This window comes from Clostridium fallax (genome assembly GCF_900129365.1).
In the GTDB taxonomy this organism is placed as follows: domain Bacteria; phylum Bacillota; class Clostridia; order Clostridiales; family Clostridiaceae; genus Clostridium_AH; species Clostridium_AH fallax.
Window position 1 is genome coordinate 136,966 of record NZ_FQVM01000002.1, and the last position, 16,921, is coordinate 153,886.

13 protein-coding genes are annotated in these 16,921 nt (G+C 28.4%); all 13 read left to right on the forward strand.

Features of this window, described 5'->3' with window-relative positions; translation table 11 throughout:
* Positions 1 to 213 precede the first annotated feature (213 nt).
* Complete coding sequence (gene glmU, locus BUA70_RS01940; RefSeq protein WP_072892547.1) at positions 214 to 1,587, forward strand: bifunctional UDP-N-acetylglucosamine diphosphorylase/glucosamine-1-phosphate N-acetyltransferase GlmU; 1,374 nt, start codon at positions 214 to 216, stop codon at positions 1,585 to 1,587.
* 49 nt (positions 1,588 to 1,636) lie between these two features.
* On the forward strand, positions 1,637 to 2,596 hold the full coding sequence (locus tag BUA70_RS01945; RefSeq protein WP_072892548.1) for a ribose-phosphate diphosphokinase: 960 nt from the start codon (positions 1,637 to 1,639) through the stop codon (positions 2,594 to 2,596).
* A 179-nt stretch (positions 2,597 to 2,775) separates the two neighbouring features.
* A complete protein-coding gene (locus BUA70_RS01950) occupies positions 2,776 to 3,462 on the forward strand; it encodes a response regulator transcription factor (protein ID WP_072892549.1) in 687 nt (228 codons plus the stop codon).
* On the forward strand, positions 3,463 to 4,881 hold the full coding sequence (locus BUA70_RS01955; RefSeq protein ID WP_072892550.1) for a sensor histidine kinase: 1,419 nt from the start codon (positions 3,463 to 3,465) through the stop codon (positions 4,879 to 4,881). It begins immediately after the preceding gene.
* Positions 4,882 to 4,902: 21 nt separating this feature from the next.
* Positions 4,903 to 6,117: a S1C family serine protease gene (locus BUA70_RS01960; protein ID WP_072892551.1), complete on the forward strand. Its 1,215-nt coding sequence runs from the start codon at positions 4,903 to 4,905 to the stop codon at positions 6,115 to 6,117.
* A 257-nt stretch (positions 6,118 to 6,374) separates the two neighbouring features.
* A complete protein-coding gene (gene pth, locus BUA70_RS01965) occupies positions 6,375 to 6,941 on the forward strand; it encodes an aminoacyl-tRNA hydrolase (RefSeq protein ID WP_072892552.1) in 567 nt (188 codons plus the stop codon).
* A gap of 23 nt (positions 6,942 to 6,964) precedes the next feature.
* Positions 6,965 to 10,477, forward strand: a complete 3,513-nt coding sequence (gene mfd, locus BUA70_RS01970; protein WP_072892553.1) for a transcription-repair coupling factor — start codon at positions 6,965 to 6,967, stop codon at positions 10,475 to 10,477.
* A gap of 95 nt (positions 10,478 to 10,572) precedes the next feature.
* On the forward strand, positions 10,573 to 11,583 hold the full coding sequence (locus tag BUA70_RS01975) for a peptidylprolyl isomerase (protein WP_072892554.1): 1,011 nt from the start codon (positions 10,573 to 10,575) through the stop codon (positions 11,581 to 11,583).
* A gap of 146 nt (positions 11,584 to 11,729) precedes the next feature.
* Positions 11,730 to 11,873, forward strand: a complete 144-nt coding sequence (locus BUA70_RS13010) for a hypothetical protein (RefSeq protein ID WP_159429629.1) — start codon at positions 11,730 to 11,732, stop codon at positions 11,871 to 11,873.
* Positions 11,874 to 11,975: 102 nt separating this feature from the next.
* Complete coding sequence (gene hdcA / locus BUA70_RS01980; RefSeq protein ID WP_072892555.1) at positions 11,976 to 12,938, forward strand: histidine decarboxylase, pyruvoyl type; 963 nt, start codon at positions 11,976 to 11,978, stop codon at positions 12,936 to 12,938.
* Positions 12,939 to 12,978: 40 nt separating this feature from the next.
* Positions 12,979 to 14,460: a basic amino acid/polyamine antiporter gene (locus BUA70_RS01985; RefSeq protein ID WP_072892556.1), complete on the forward strand. Its 1,482-nt coding sequence runs from the start codon at positions 12,979 to 12,981 to the stop codon at positions 14,458 to 14,460.
* Positions 14,461 to 14,705: 245 nt separating this feature from the next.
* Entirely contained in the window at positions 14,706 to 15,260 is a 555-nt protein-coding gene (gene spoVT, locus BUA70_RS01990; protein WP_072892557.1) for a stage V sporulation protein T, read from the forward strand.
* A gap of 98 nt (positions 15,261 to 15,358) precedes the next feature.
* On the forward strand, positions 15,359 to 16,909 hold the full coding sequence (locus BUA70_RS01995; protein WP_072892558.1) for a putative polysaccharide biosynthesis protein: 1,551 nt from the start codon (positions 15,359 to 15,361) through the stop codon (positions 16,907 to 16,909).
* The last annotated feature ends 12 nt before the right edge of the window (positions 16,910 to 16,921 follow it).

Sequence of the window (16,921 nt, forward strand, 5' to 3'; positions counted from 1 at the left end):
TATTTTTTTTTATATTTTTCTAAAAAAACTCATAAAAAGACATAAAAGACGAAAAATATTAAATAAATTCAATTTATAGTTTATGTATACCCTTTCAATGGTTGAAATACTTTCGGTAATAAAATATAATTAAATAGGTGAATTTGTATCGGCTTTTTTTAAATTAAATTGTATACTCTATTTGCCAAATGTTTATCACAAAGAGGTGATTTAATGTATAAATGTGCTATGATATTAGCAGCAGGTCAAGGAAAGAGAATTAAATCAGACCTTCCAAAGGTATTACATAAAGTTTGTGGTAAGGAAATGGTTAATCATGTTATTGATACTATGAGAGCTGCAGAACTTGATGATGTAAATGTAATAATAGGAAAAGGTGCGGAGCTTGTTAAAGAGAGAACTGAAAGTAGAAAAGTTTCTTATTCTTTACAAACTGAACAATTAGGAACAGGTCATGCTGTAAAGTGTGCTAAGGAGTTCTTAAAAGGTAAAAAAGGAGTAGTAGCTATTTTTACAGGAGATGCTCCACTTATTATGGAGGATACTGTAAAAAATTTAATTGATACTCATATATCAAACAATAACTATGCAACTATACTAACTTCTGTAATAGAAAATCCAACAGGATATGGAAGAATAATAAGAAATAAAAATAATGAAGTAGAAAAAATTGTTGAGCATAAGGATTGTAATGAAGCTGAATTAAAAGTAAATGAAATTAATGCAGGTATGTATTGTTTTGATATAGAGGAATTAATGTTATCTTTAGATAAACTTTCTAACAATAATGCTCAAGGAGAATATTACCTAACAGATGTTATAGGAATATTAAGAGCAGAAAATAAGAAAGTTGGAGCGATGATAACTGACTTTCAAGAGACTATAGGAGTTAATTCAAGAGTAGAGCTTTCTATTGCTGAAGGTATATTAAGAAAAAGAATAAACAAAAAACATATGGAGAATGGAGTTACAATTATAGATCCAAATAGTACTTATATAGGTGCTGATGTTGAGATTGATAAAGATGTAATAATTTATCCAGGTAATGTTATAGAGGGAACAACGAGAATAGGGTACAATACAGTGCTTTATCCTAATTCAAGAATTAAAGATAGTATTATAGGAGAAGAAGTAGAAGTTCAATCTTCTGTAATATTAGATAGTAATATAGGAAATAACACTACAGTAGGACCATTTGCTTATATAAGACCTGAATCTAATATAGGTAATAATGTGAGAATCGGTGATTTTGTAGAGGTTAAGAAATCAACAATAGGTAATAATACAAAAGTATCACATTTAACTTATATCGGAGATGCTGAAGTTGGCAGTGGATGTAATTTTGGATGTGGAACAGTAGTTGTTAACTATGATGGAAAAACAAAGAATAAAACTATAATAGGTGATAATGCATTTATTGGATGTAATACAAATCTTGTATCACCAGTAGAAGTTAAAGATAATACCTATATAGCAGCTGGATCTACTATAACTAAAGAAGTGCCAGAAGGAGCTTTGTCAATAGCTAGAGCAAAACAAGTGAATATAGAAGGTTGGGTTGAAAAAAAACGACTAAATAAAAAGTAGTAAATAACAAATTAAAGCTTTGATAAAATTTAAGGAGGGCTTCATAAATATGATAACTCATGGCAAAAATATTAAAATTTTTACTGGAAATTCACATCCAGAATTAGCAAAGGAAATTGCGGAATTCTTAGGTGTTCCAGTAGGAGAGGCTAAGGTTAGAACTTTCAGTGATGGAGAAATCTGCGTAGACATTAAAGAAACTGTTAGAGGTGCTGATGTGTTTGTAGTACAATCAACTAACTCACCAGTAAATAATAATCTTATGGAATTATTAATTATGATAGATGCTTTAAAGAGAGCATCAGCAGGTAGAATAACAGCAGTAATACCTTACTATGGATATGCAAGACAAGACAGAAAGGTTAAGTCAAGAGATCCTATTACTGCAAAACTTGTAGCTGATATTATAACAGCAGCAGGAGCAGATAGAGTGCTAACAATGGATCTACATGCGGCTCAAATTCAAGGATATTTTGATATCCCTGTGGACCATTTATTAGGTGCACCAATACTTGCAAAGTATTTTGTAGAAAAAGGATTAGAAGACAGAGATGATGTTGTTGTTGTATCACCAGATTTAGGAAGTGTTACAAGATCAAGAAAGTTTGCTGATAGATTAGGAGCACCAATAGCTATTATAGATAAGAGAAGACCTAAAGCGAATGTTTCAGAAATAATGAATATCATAGGAGATGTTAAGGATAAAACTTGCATCCTTGTAGATGATATGATAGATACAGCTGGAACAATTGCTAATGCAGCTAATGCTTTAAAGGATTTAGGTGCTAAAGATATTTATGCTTGCTGTACTCATGGTGTATTATCAGGACCAGCTTTTGAAAGAATAAATCAATCAGCTATTAAAGAATTAGTAATGTTAAATACAATTGCATTACCAAATAGAGATGATCTTCAAAAGTTTACATCACTATCAGTAGCTCCATTAATTGCTGAAGCTATCCAAAGAATATATGACGACCAACCATTAAGTAAATTATTCGAAGTGTAATAAGTATAATAAAAAGACCATCTTATTTTAAGATAAGATGGTCTTTTTATATTTGTACATTTATTGATAAATTTTTATGACAATGAATAATTTGTAACATTTTATTAAATGTATATAATGAATAAAATAAATATGTTAAATTTAATATATGATATAAAGAATAATAAGGAGTGTTTAGAATGGATGGAGTATTAGGCAAAATTTTAATAGTAGATGATGATGAAAATATATGTGAAGTTATAAATATGTATCTTCAAAGTGGAAACTACGATACTAAGGTAGTTCATAATGGAAAAGCTGCTGAAGAAGCATTTTTAGATTATAAACCAGATTTAGTGTTGCTTGATATGATGCTACCAAATGTTGATGGAATAGATGTATTAAAGTGGATAAGAAGGGAAAGTGAAACCCCTGTTATAATGCTTACAGCAAAGGGAGAAACTTTTGATAAAGTTTTAGCTTTAGAGCTAGGAGCAGATGATTACATAGTAAAACCTTTTGAACCAAAAGAAATGATAGCAAGAGTTAAGGCTGTTATGAGAAGATATACTGCAGATTCAACAAGCAAAGAAACTTTATATTTTTCAGATCTTGTTATTGATGCAAATTCATATAGTGTTGTATATAAAGGCAATGAAATCAAAATGCCACCTAAAGAGTTTGAATTACTTTATTATTTAGCTAGCAATAAAAATAGAGTATTTACAAGAGAGCAACTTTTATGTGAAGTTTGGGGATATGATTATCCAGGAGATTCAAGAACTGTAGATGTTCATATTAAAAGGCTAAGAGAAAAGTTACATGAGGGACCAAATTGGCAACTGGAAACTGTTTGGGGTGTTGGATATAAGTTTGAGGTGAAATAGATGAAAAAGAATAGTTTGGTTGCAAAGTTATTAGGAACATTTACGTTAATCATAGGTATAAGTTTTATAATAATTGCAACTACACTTTCAGTATGGTTTCAGAACTATTTCTTTAATCAGAGAAAGATTCAATTAGATAATCAAGGAAAGCCTATAGCAGCAGCCTATATATCTCACTTAAAACATCCAAACCCTAATTTAAATGAACTTATGTCCATAATGAATGTAGTTAGTAATTCAATTGAATCAGATATAGTATTAGTAGATAGCATGGGGTATGTTTATGCAGTAACAAATCCTTTATATAAGGATTTAGAGTTTACTCGTCTTAATATGAGGATGGATTTGCTCTCTAAAGGTCATTCATATGAAGAAAAAGGTATACTTAGTAAAAAGGTAGATCAAGAAGGTTATATTTATTATAAACCTATATTTTATGGAGATACTTTTAAGGGAGTAATAGTTACAGTAACACCTTTAGAGAAAATAAAAGCGCCACTTAGAAAAGTATATGCTATTGTTTGGATAACAGCACTAATGGCATTAATAATTTCAACTATAATCATTCGATATGTAGCTCAAAAAATGTTAGTAAAACCTATAGGAGAGATAAATCTTGCAGCAAAGAGGCTTGCTAAAGGTGATGTAGATAAAAGAGTTGTTATAAAATCTAATGATGAAATTGGAGAGTTAGCATCTTCTTTTAATACTATGGCAGATTCTATCCAAAAGGTTGAAAATAATAGAAGAGAATTTATTTCTAATGTTTCTCATGAATTAAGATCTCCAATAACTTCTATAAAGGGATTTATAGCTGGAATTTTAGATGGAGTAATTCCTAGGGATAAAGAAAACTATTATTTAAAAATAGTTTACGAGGAGATTCAAAGATTAACAAGATTAATAAATGATCTTTTAGATTTATCTTCAATGCAAGCTGGAAAACTAAAACTAAATATTTCTGAATTTAATATAAATGAGCTATTAAAACAATGTGTTATGAGTACAGAGCAAAAAATAAAAGATAGGAAATTAAGAGTTGATGTTGTTTTAGAAGGTGAACATTTATATGTTAAGGGAGATAGAGACAGAATAGTGCAAGTAGTTACTAATTTAATAGATAATGCTATAAAGTATGGGTATGAAAATGGAAAGTTACAAGTTAAATCAAAAACAAAAGGTGATAAAGTTTTAGTTAGTGTATTTAATGAAGGGGATACTATGTCAGAGGAACAAAAAAAGTTAATATGGCAAAGATTTTATAAATCTGATAAATCAAGAACCAATAAAATAAGTACAGGATTAGGATTGCCTATAGTAAGATATATTTTAACTTTGCATAATCAAGATATTTGGGTTGAAAACGAAAGTCAGGGAAAAGGCGTTATCTTCACATTTACTTTAAGCAAAATTAATTAGGGGCTACATAGGAGGTGCTACGTGGAAGAGGATAAAAAGAATACGAAAGTGAGCTTTTTAAAGAAAAATAAAAATACAAATGAAAATAATGATGAAGGTGTTATAAATTTTAAACAAACAAGAGGCAAAGGAAAAAGAATCAAGTATGCAACATTGATTACTATTATAGTAGCAATTTCTACTTTTTCTGGAGCTGTTGCTGGCGGAGTTATAGTTGAGAAAAGGTATGGATTAAAACTTCAAGATGAGAATAAAACAATATTTCAAATAGTAGATACAAGAAAGGGGTCACAAGCTCTTAGAGATAATCAATTAACAAGAGCTATAAGTAAGGTAGCACCTTCTGTTGTAACTATTAGTGATAACGAGGAAAATATATTAAAAGGTGAAAATTCCTGTAGTGGAATTATATTTAGAGAAGATGGATATTTACTTACAAGTTATTCAGCTATATCAAAGCTAAATAATATAGTAGTTAAATTACCAGGAATAGGATCTAAACCCTTTAATGGAAAACTTATAGGATATGATGAAGCTTCTGATTTAGCAGTAATAAAAATCGATGCAGATAGATTAAATGCTATAAAATGTGCAGAAAAAGATAGTGCAAGAGAGGGAGAGGTCGTATTAGCTATAGGGAATAATGTAGGTAATGAATATGTAGGTTTTGTAACTTCTGGTATAGTAACATGTACTAATAAAATTATAGAAGTAGGAAAATCTGATTCTGCAGATAAAAAAAATTATAAAACAATTCAGTCTAACGCCATAGTTAATAAGGAAAATAACGGTGGTGTTCTTGCTGATGTAAATGGAGAAATCTTAGGAGTTAACAGTACTTTTTTAACTGAAAAATATTCTAGTGAAGGATTAAGTTTGTCTATAGATATAAGTGAATGTAAAAATATTGTTGAGTCAATAATAAAATTTGGAGAAGTTAAGAGAGCTGTTTTAGGATTTGAAGGAGCTGATGTGAATAAAACAGAGAACTCTAATATAGAAGGGGTCTATGTTCAAACAATAAATCCAGATAGCAGTGCAGGAAGGGCAGGTTTAAGACCTACTGATATAATAATAGAGCTAGATGGAAAAAAAATTAGAGGCTTAGATGATATTATTAATATATTATCAAATCATAAGGCAGGAGATACCTTAAGTTGTAAGATTATAAGAAATGGGGATATTCAAAATATTAGTATTCCTTTATTAGACAATGATGAAAATATCAAACAATAGGGTTATTATTAAATAATACTTTTAATTTAAGATAGAAACATTATCAAATTTTACATAATCAATATGATTTGGTAGTGTTTCTATTTATTTTTCATTAATATAGTATTAATTTAAATAAATTTATAAAATTTTAAGTGGAAAATAATGATATTTATTAACATATACATAAAATTTTGTTTTAATTAAAGAAAATAGTATTATAATAATTATATGATTTTATTAGAATTTAAAAGTTATAGTTATTATGGAGGTAATATATGTATTTAATAGTTGGGCTAGGAAACCCAGGAAAACAATATGAAGGAACAAGACACAATATTGGATTTGATGCTATTGATTATTTAGCAAATAAGTATAATATTGATATAAATAGGGAAAAATTTAAAGGTGTATATGGAGAAGGATTAATTGGAACAAGCAAAGTAATTTTACTAAAGCCAACTACATATATGAACTTAAGTGGAGAAAGTATAAGAGAAGTTGTGAATTTTTACAAATTAGAAGAAGAGGAGATAATAGTCATATATGATGATATTAGTCTTCCAGTAGGAAAAATGAGAATAAGGCCAAAGGGAAGTGCTGGAGGTCATAATGGTATAAAAAGTATTATAGGAAATATAGGAAGTGAAGTTTTCCCAAGAATAAAAATAGGTGTAGGACAACCACAGCATGATTTAGTTTCACATGTTTTAGGTAAATTTGAAGTTGAAGATAGAAAAATTTTAGAGAAAGTTTTACCAGCAGTTGGAGATGCTGTAGATTGTATTATAAAAAAAGATGTAAAAAATGCTATGAATGAATTCAATGGATTTTCAGTAGAGTAAGTAGAGTTGAGGTGATGTTAGGAATGAGGCTTGAAGGGCTTATGGCACCTTTGAAAACTTATAATGGTTTTCAAGAAATAACTGATCATATAGGAAAAAATGACTATCCAATTTCTATAACTGGATTATCAGATTCAGGTAGAGATTATTTTATAAATGGTATATTTGAAGAAAATGATAAATCTATAGTTGTTGTAACTCATAATGATATAGAAGCTAGAAATTTTTATGAAGACTTATCATTATACACAACAGAGGTATATTATTTTCCAACGAAGGAAATGGTATTTTATAATATAGACGCTATTTCTGGTGATGTTAGATGGGCTAGATTAAAAGTAATTAATGAGATTTTAAATAATAAAAAGAAGAAAATAATTGTAACATCTATAGAAGCTTTTGCAGCATATTATACACCTATTAATCTTTTTAAAGATCATAGTTTTACAATAAAGATTGGAAAGGACTTAGATTTTAAAGAATTTTCAAAAAAATTAGTTGAAAGTGGCTATGAACGAATGGAAATAATAGATGGAAAAGGTCAATTTTCTATAAGGGGAGGAATAATGGATATATTTCCCCCTAATTCGTCATGTCCATATAGAATAGAGCTTTTTGGTGATGAAGTAGACTCCATAAGAACCTTTAATATAGACAGTCAAAGAAGTATAGATAAAGTTAAAAAAATAGAAGTATTTGCAGCTAAAGAAATAGTTCTTTCTAAAGAATCTATAGATAGAGCCATAAGCAAAATGGAAGATGAATTAAATCAAATTATAACAACTAGAGACAATACAGATGTAGTTGAAAGAATTAGAGAGATAGTAAAAAATAATGTAGAAAATCTAAAAGAAACTTGGACTTTTGAGACTATAGATAGCTATTTACCTTATTTTTTTGAAAAAGCATCTACTTTTTTTGATTATATAAAAGATTATATAATGATAATTGATGATAGCAAAAGATGTAGTGGAAAGTTAGATAGTACTTTATATGAATTTCATCAAAACTATGAGGCTTTTCTTGAAAGAGGTAATATATTGCCTTCTCAAGGAAATCTTTTATTAAATAAAGAATCTATAATATCTAATATAGGTAATGGTAAGGTTTTACTTATAAATAGTCTTGATGATAATAATGATTTTATAAGGCCTATGGTTAAAAAGGAATTCCATCAAATTACATCTAATAATTATCAAGGTAACTTAGAACTTTTAATAGAAGATATAATAGAAAAAAAGAAAAAAGGATATAAAACTATTATATTAGCAGGTACAAGACCTAGAGGAGAAAGACTAGTAGATACTTTAAGAGACAGAGAAATAGAAAGCGTTTATAAGGATAAAATAAATGAAATTAATTTTGGTGAAGTTGTAATAACCTTTGGTAATCAACTAAAGGGATTTGAATATCCTGATTTAAAACTTTGTGTTATTTCTGATAAAGAAGTATTTGGTGAAGCTAAAAGAAAAATTAAGAAGAAAAAAAATAATAAAAAAGGTGTAGCAAAGATTAAAACCTTTGCAGAATTAAATTTAGGAGACTATGTTGTACATGTAAATCATGGAATTGGGGTATATAAGGGTATTAAGCAAATAGACTCCGCTGGACATAAAAGAGACTATTTAGATATTGAGTATGCAAAAGGTGATAAATTATATGTACCTGTTGATCAATTAGATTTAATTCAAAAATATATTGGTAGTGAAAGTAAACAGCCTAAAATAAATAAATTGGGTGGAAATGATTGGAATAAAGCTAAAGCTAAAGTTAGAAAATCAATAAATGAAATAGCTAAAGATTTAGTTAAATTATATGCTACAAGATCTACTCTTAAAGGGTATAAATTTTCAAAAGATACTCAGTGGCAAAGACAATTTGAAGACGAATTCCCATTTGAGGAAACACCAGATCAGTTAACTTCATTAGAAGAGATAAAGAAGGATATGGAATCAGACAAGGTTATGGATAGACTTCTTTGTGGAGATGTTGGTTATGGTAAAACAGAAGTAGCTGTAAGAGCTGCATTTAAAGCTGTTATGGAAGGCAAGCAGGTAGCTTTTTTAGTTCCTACAACAATACTTGCAGACCAACATTATAAAAATATGAAAAAAAGGTTTTCTGATTTTCCAGTAAAAATAGAAATGGTAAGTAGGTTTAAAACTGCCAAGGAGCAAAGAGAAATATTGAAATCTGTAAAAGAAGGAAATGTTGATATATTAATAGGAACGCATAGATTAGTTTCAAAGGATATAGATTTTAAGGACTTAGGATTATTAATAGTAGATGAAGAGCAAAGATTTGGAGTTACTCAAAAGGAAAAAATAAAAAATTTAAAAAAGAATGTAGATGTATTGACTTTAAGTGCTACCCCTATACCAAGAACTCTTCACATGTCGTTAACTGGAGTTAGAAATATTTCTGTTATAGAAACTCCTCCAGAGGAAAGATATCCTATACAAACATATGTTGTAGAACAAAATGATCAATTAATAAGAGATGCTATATTAAGAGAAAAAAATAGAGGGGGACAAATATTCTTTGTTTATAATAGGGTAGAAACTATTCAAGAAATGGCAGAATACCTAAAAAATTTAGTGCCAGAGTGTAAAGTTACAATAGTACATGGACAGATGACGGAAAGACAATTAGAAAAAGAAATGATAGCTTTTATGAATGGCGATTATGACATACTATTGTGTACTACAATAATAGAAACTGGAATAGATATACCAAATGTTAATACAATGATTGTTTATGATGCGGATAAAATGGGACTTTCTCAGCTTTATCAATTGAGAGGAAGAGTAGGAAGATCAAATAAAATTGCATATTCTTATTTCGTTTATAAAAAAGATAAAATCCTAACAGAAGTAGCGGAAAAAAGATTAAAAGCATTAAAAGATTTTACAGAATTAGGTTCTGGATTTAAAATAGCCATGAGAGATTTAGAAATAAGAGGCGCAGGTAATATGATGGGTTCTGCTCAACATGGTCATATGGCTGCTATAGGATATGATTTATATTGTAGAATGCTTGAAGATACTATAAAGCTTATAAAGGGAGATATAGATAAGGAACCTGTAGAAACTACCATTGAATTAAAAGTGGATGCTTATATACCGTCAGAATATATTGAAGATGAAATACAAAAGATAGAAATTTATAAAAAAATTGCTGCTATAGAAAGCTTAGAGGAGTATATAGATGTTAAAGAGGAATTAGAGGATAGATATTCAACAATACCTCAACCAGTTTATAATCTTATGGATATAGCTTATATTAAGGCAAAGGCTAAGGAAATGGGAGTAGAAGAAATAAAAGAAAAAGGAAATGAAATTGTATTCCAAATAGAAAGTAGAGAAAGAGTTAAAAATGATTTATTTAAGACACTCCTAGATCAATATAAAAATAAAATTTTGCTTAAGTTTGGAGAGAAACCAGCTTTTATATATAGACTAAAAGATGTTAAGAAAGAGGATCTGCTTTCAGAGCTTAAGGATCTAATAGATAATATTGTAAAATTAAACAAATAAATTGAAATTAATTATTTATATTGATATACTAAATATTGTTTAGGGAAAATTAGGGGTATTATTATAAAATAAATAAGAAAAGCGAGGGAATAACAGTGAAAAAAGTAAAAGGCTTAATAGGTGCCGCGATGGTAGCTGTTTTTGCATTTTCTTTAGCAGGATGCAAAATGATACAAAAAACTCCAGAGGCTATAAAAAATACAGTAGTAGCTAAATTAGACGGACAAAAAATAACATTAGGTGAAGTTGATGATAAAATGCCAGGAGTTATTAGTCAAATAAAACAAAAATATGGAGACAATTATGCTTCAAATGAAGAGGCTGTTAAAGCATTAGCTAATCAGAGAAAAACTACTTTAGATAATATGGTTATGGAAGATGTTCTTGTAAAAGAAGCTGAAAAGTTAAAGTTAGTTCCATCAGATGAAGAATTAAATAAAGAAGTAGATCAAAAGATTGAAGATTTAAAAAAGATTTATGGAACTGAAGAAGCTTATAATAAAGCTGTAGAGAGTGCTGGCTATAATAATGATACCTTAAAAGATTTTTTAAAGAAACAAATAATAGCACAAAAGGCTATGGATTATGCAGTTAAAGATGTAGATGTAACTGATGAAGATGTTCAAAAATATTATGATACTAATAAGGACTCTCAATTTACAGAAAAGCCTGGTGCCAATTTATCACACATCTTAGTAAAAACAGAAGATGAAGCTAAAGATATAAAGAATCAATTAGATAATGGAGCAGATTTTGCATCATTAGCTAAAAAATACGGTACAGATGGAACAAAAGATAATGGGGGCTCATTAGGATTTGTAGAGTATGATTCACAAAATTATGATAAAGATTTCTTAGCAGCAGCTAAAAATCTTAGTGAAGGACAAATTTCTGAACCAGTTAAAACTCAATTTGGATGGCATATAATAAAAGCTACAAACATAAGAAAAGATGCAAAAGTAACACCATTTGATGATGTTAAGAGTAAAATAAAAGAGTTCTTAACTAATCAAAAGAAGAGTGAGACATTTAAGAAAACTTATGATGAATGGAAAAAAGAACTTGGTGTTCAAGTCTATGATGATAAATTAAACGAAGTATATTAAAATTAATAAAAATTAAAAGAAGCTATATTTAATGAATTGTTAAATTTTCATTAATATAGCTTCTTTTGTTTTAATTTAATGGGCATATATGTATAAGTGTTTTAAGAATATTCATTAAAAAATAATAATTAATCAATAAAAATATAGTGATAGAATTACATAAATTACAAAATAATATAAAGATAGTTAAAATAGATATTATTTTGAAACTAAAAACTATAAAAAACTATAAAATTTTTTCTGTAAAATTACCAAAGAAGGAAAATGGAATAGTTGTTGTAAATGATTAAAGAGTTATAATTTTCATATATGGATTATTAATATATCTAATTGGCCAAATAGTTATATTAAGTTTTAATAAAATTTAAATTGAACTAATTGGAGGAATTAAAATGAATAGAAATCTTGAAGAAAAAAGAAATAGGACAATAGCAGTGGGTCCTAATAAGAATAGAAAAATAAGAGCTCCTAAAATCGACAAGACAGCTATAAGTCCATATAATCGTTATTGTGATGGATATGGAATGCCAGGAGCTTATGGAAATGGTTATGTATCAGTTCTTAAGGTATCAGTTGGTACTGTTAAAAAAACAGATGATACATTATTAGATGGTATAGTTTCATATGATAGAGCAGAGATTAATGATGCTTATGTTGGTCAAATTAATATGCTAACAGCTTCATCATTTTGTGGAGTTGCAGGACAAGTTTGGGGTCATGATTTAGCAACACATGAATCAATAGAAAATAATGAAATAGAACCACTTTTTGAAATGACTCAATTTGATGGAACTCCTCTTAAAGTTTATGATGCAAAACCATTATTAGAAGCTGGTATTGAACTTTTTGGTACTGAAAAGAATAGACGTTTTACAACAGCACCAGGAGCTCATGTAATATGTGCAAATAAAAGTGCTACATCTTATAGACCTAAAGAAAACAGACCACTAAAAGATGGTGAATCATATGGAGTATGGTCATTCATAGCATTATCATTATCAAATGATAGAGATCATTGTGCAGACTTATTTATAGAAGATGCAGGTCTTTGGACAAAGAATGATAATCCGGAAGATTTAAAGAAATTTTTGGAAGATCATAGAAAAGCTGTTGCTTGGTCAGTTGTAGAATGTGGTAAAGACTCTCATGTACTTTTTGAAAGAACATATATTGGATTTGCATATGTAATAATGAAACCAGGAGAAATAGGAAATGCTTTAACTTGTGCACCATATGTAACATTAGCAAGAGATGCAGTTCCAGAAAGTGGATTCCCAAGTTTAAATCAAATAACTCTTTCAGAATGGTTAGAAGATATGAAGTTTGATTCTTTAACAGGATACAATAAAAAATAATATTGAAAACTTTTACTATAAAACTTAGGAGGTCTTACTTATGAGCGACAAAAGTAGTTGCAATAATAGTAGTAACCGTAGTGAAAGTAGAAAATTAGGTGTAATTGCCCTTGCAGGTGTAGTAATAAGTGCTATGATGGGTGGAGGTGTATATAACCTTCCTCAAAATATGGCCCAAAATGCTTCAGCTGGAGCAATTTTAATTGCATGGATTGTAACCGGTATTGGTATGTGGTTTATAGCGAATACATTTAGAATTTTAGCAGCAGCAAGACCAGATGCTACAACAGGTATATATACATATGGAGAACTTGGATTTGGAAAATTTACAGGTTTTTTAATGGCTTGGGGATATTGGATTTGTAACTGTTTTGCTAATGTAGGTTATGCAGTTCTTTTAATGGATTCCCTAAATTATTTTTTTCCACCATATTTTAAAGGTGGAAATAATATATTATCAATTGCATGTGGTTCATTAGTCCTTTGGATTATATATTTTGTAGTTTTAGCTGGTGTTAAACAAGCTAGTTTTTTAAATATTATAGGAACAATAGGTAAATTAGTACCATTAGCTATATTTTTGTTATTAGTAGTTATTGCTTTTAAAACTTCAATTTTCTTTACAGATTTTTGGGGGTTAAAAACTGTAGTTAAGGTACATGATACTGCTTTAGGTGGTCTTTTACCTCAAGTTAAAAGTACAATGCTTGTAACTCTTTGGGTATTTACAGGAATAGAAGGAGCTGTAGTTGTATCAGGAAGAGCTAAATCACAAAAAGATGTTGGTAAAGCAACCTTTTTAGGATTTTTAACTTGTCTTTTATTGTATACAGCACTTTCACTCCTACCATTAGGTATTTATTCTCAAGGAGAAATATCAAAAATGGCACCACCATCAACAGCAGCTATATTGATGGATCTTATTGGAAAATTGGGAAGCATAATAATGAATCTTGGAGTCATTATTGCAATTTTAAGTTCATGGTTAATTTGGACTGTAATGCTTTCAGAGCTTCCTTTTGCAGCAGCTCAAGGAGGAACATTTCCTAAGATATTTACAAAGGAAAATAAGAATGAGTCACCTTCATTTTCACTATTTGCATCTACTATTGTTATGCAAATAATATTAATTCTTGTTCATTTTGCAGGCAATGCTTGGAATATGATGTTAAGTATAACAAGTGTTATGGCATTACCTTGTTATCTTGTTTCAACACTATATTTATTTAAAATAGCATATAAAAATTATCAATATCCAAGTGATATATTTGCAGGTCGTAAATATGCTATAGTTACAGGAATACTTGGATCATTGTATGGAATTTGGCTTATATATGCAGCTGGATTAAATTACTTATTAATAGCTATTTTAATTTATGCTATAGGAATTCCTGTATTTATGAAGGCTAGAAAAGAAACAGATTCTAGCAAACCTGAATTTACAAAGGTTGAGAAATACGGAGCTATTGCTTTGATTATAGTTGGTGTAATTGCTTTAGTATATTTATTTAAATTTATGTAGTGATTTTTATTAAAATATTAAAAAATACAAGATATAAAAATAGAGCTAATTTTTAGCTCTATTTTTATTTTTTTATTAAAAAAAATAAATTGTTATCTACATGTTTTTAAAAAGGATATCTTAAAATAATTTGGATTAAATATATTTAAGTGATAAATATAACCATACTGTGTATAAAATTTCTAATCTGAAAAATACTATTAATACAAGAATTAAATTGTTTAGAAACAAAGGAGGAGTAGTTAATGAAAGCTACAGGTATAGTTAGACGTATAGATGATCTTGGTAGAGTTGTTATTCCTAAAGAAATAAGAAGAACTTTAAGAATAAGAGAAGGAGATCCACTAGAAATATTTACAGATAGAGATGGAGGTGTAATATTAAAGAAATATTCACCTATAGAAGAGTTAACAAACTTTTCAAAAGAATATGCAGAATCATTACATCAAGTTACAGGAAGTATAATTTTAATTGCTGATAAAGATGCATTTATTTCTGTTAGTGGAACATCAAAAAAAGATTATATGGAAAGAAAAGTTTCTAATGAATTAGAAAAGATAATGGAAGATAGAAAAACAATACTTTTAGATGGAGCAAACAAAAAAGTTATTCCATTATATTATGATGATAGAACTGATGATAAATACTCATGCCAAGTTATATCTCCAATAATAGCAGAAGGAGATGCTATAGGTGCAGTAATAATATTATCAAAAGAACCAAATGAAAAGTTTGATGAATTAGAAATGAAGTTAGCAGAGACAGCATCAGCTTTTTTAGGAAAGCAAATGGAACAATAAATTTAAATTTTAATTAGTAATTAATATATTAGGAATAATACCTCCAAATCAGAAATAAAAATTAAAGTAAGGCTACTTGTGATTTGGAGGTGTTTTTTATGGAAAAACAGTCACTGATAAAAGGAAGTATTATATTAGGATTTGCAGGTATATTAGCAAAAATATTAGGAGTATTTTTTAGATGGCCTATTATAATGCTTTTAGGAGATGAGGGAGTTGGATATTATCAAATGCCTTTCCCTATGTATATGATATTTATTGCCTTTGTGGGAGGTATACCAATAGCGATATCTAAATTAGTATCAGAATCTATTGCTAGGGGAAATGAGAATGAATCCTTTGAAATAATGAGACAAGCTCTTATTTTTATAACCATACTAGCTTTAGGAATGAGCACTATTTTAATTATAGGTGCTAAAACTATAATTAATTTTTTAAAGTGGGATCCTAAAGTTTATTTTTCGTTTATAGCTATGGCATTAGCTCCCTTAATGGTGTCCTTTGTAACAGCTTACAGAGGGTTCTTTCAAGGTATGCAAAATATGTATCCTACAGCCATATCTCAAGTTTTAGAACAGGTTGGAAGGGTATTAGCTGGTGTTGGTTTAGCATGGGTTTTATTGCCCTATGGAATAGGATATGCAGCAGGAGGAGCTGCTTTAGGTGCAGGAATAGGTGGGATTTTAGGAGGATTATATCTTCATATTAAATATTCTAAAATAAAAAGAAGATCTAAAGTTAAAGTTAAATTTATAAATAAAAAAATAATGGACAAAATATTTAAAATTGCAGTTCCTATAGGGTTAGGTATGTTAGTTTCTAATCTAATGACTTTAGCTGATTCTATTTTAATACCCCAATTATTATTAAAAGCTGGATTTTCTAATAATGAAATAACGGTATTATTTGCACAATTTTCAGGAAAAGCAAATGTTTTAGTTAACTTACCATTATCTTTATCAGTAGCTTTAAGTTCTTCTTTAATACCTATAATTGCAGAACATTATGCTTTAAAACAGTTTAGACAATTAAAAAATAAAATAACTATATCAATGAAATTTTCTTTTATAATAGCATTTCCATCATTTTTAGGATTATTTTTTCTAGCTAGACCTATTTTAGATTTAATATTTCCAGGACAAGGATCAGGATATGATATATTAAAATATTTATCAATATCTATTCCTTTTATAATAATATGTCAAACCACAACTTCTGTACTTCAAGCTTGCGATAAGTTAAAGCAACCAATAATATTTTTACTTTTAGGAGTTATTATTAAAGTTATACTAACTATATATTTAGTTCCTATAAATACATTGGGAATATATGGAGCTATAATTGCGACTATAATTGGTTATAGCATACCGGCAATGCTTAATTCTTTATACATGAAATTTATGATAAAGAATGAATTAATGGAAAAAAACATAGATTATTTTGATGTTATGGCAAAACCAGCAATGGCTTCTTTGATAATGATAATATCAGTTATGTTTAGTTATATATATATTATAGGAGCTGGGAAATCTATGAAAATAGCCTCCTTGATTTCTATTTCTTTGGGTATTATTATATACTTATTACTTATATTGATTTTAGGTATATTTAAAAATGATTATATAAAAAATAAATTTAATAAAAGATGAAATACATTAAAA

What these genes read in the sequence shown, in the direction of transcription:
- glmU (WP_072892547.1), top strand. Translation starts at nt 214, where the DNA reads ATGTATAAATGTGCTATGATATTAGCAGCAGGTCAAGGAAAGAGAATT.
- BUA70_RS01995 (WP_072892558.1), top strand. Translation starts at nt 15,359, where the DNA reads ATGGAAAAACAGTCACTGATAAAAGGAAGTATTATATTAGGATTTGCA.
- hdcA (WP_072892555.1), top strand. Translation starts at nt 11,976, where the DNA reads ATGAATAGAAATCTTGAAGAAAAAAGAAATAGGACAATAGCAGTGGGT.
- mfd (WP_072892553.1), top strand. Translation starts at nt 6,965, where the DNA reads ATGAGGCTTGAAGGGCTTATGGCACCTTTGAAAACTTATAATGGTTTT.
- BUA70_RS01985 (WP_072892556.1), top strand. Translation starts at nt 12,979, where the DNA reads ATGAGCGACAAAAGTAGTTGCAATAATAGTAGTAACCGTAGTGAAAGT.
- BUA70_RS01950 (WP_072892549.1), top strand. Translation starts at nt 2,776, where the DNA reads ATGGATGGAGTATTAGGCAAAATTTTAATAGTAGATGATGATGAAAAT.
- pth (WP_072892552.1), top strand. Translation starts at nt 6,375, where the DNA reads ATGTATTTAATAGTTGGGCTAGGAAACCCAGGAAAACAATATGAAGGA.
- BUA70_RS01945 (WP_072892548.1), top strand. Translation starts at nt 1,637, where the DNA reads ATGATAACTCATGGCAAAAATATTAAAATTTTTACTGGAAATTCACAT.
- BUA70_RS01955 (WP_072892550.1), top strand. Translation starts at nt 3,463, where the DNA reads ATGAAAAAGAATAGTTTGGTTGCAAAGTTATTAGGAACATTTACGTTA.
- spoVT (WP_072892557.1), top strand. Translation starts at nt 14,706, where the DNA reads ATGAAAGCTACAGGTATAGTTAGACGTATAGATGATCTTGGTAGAGTT.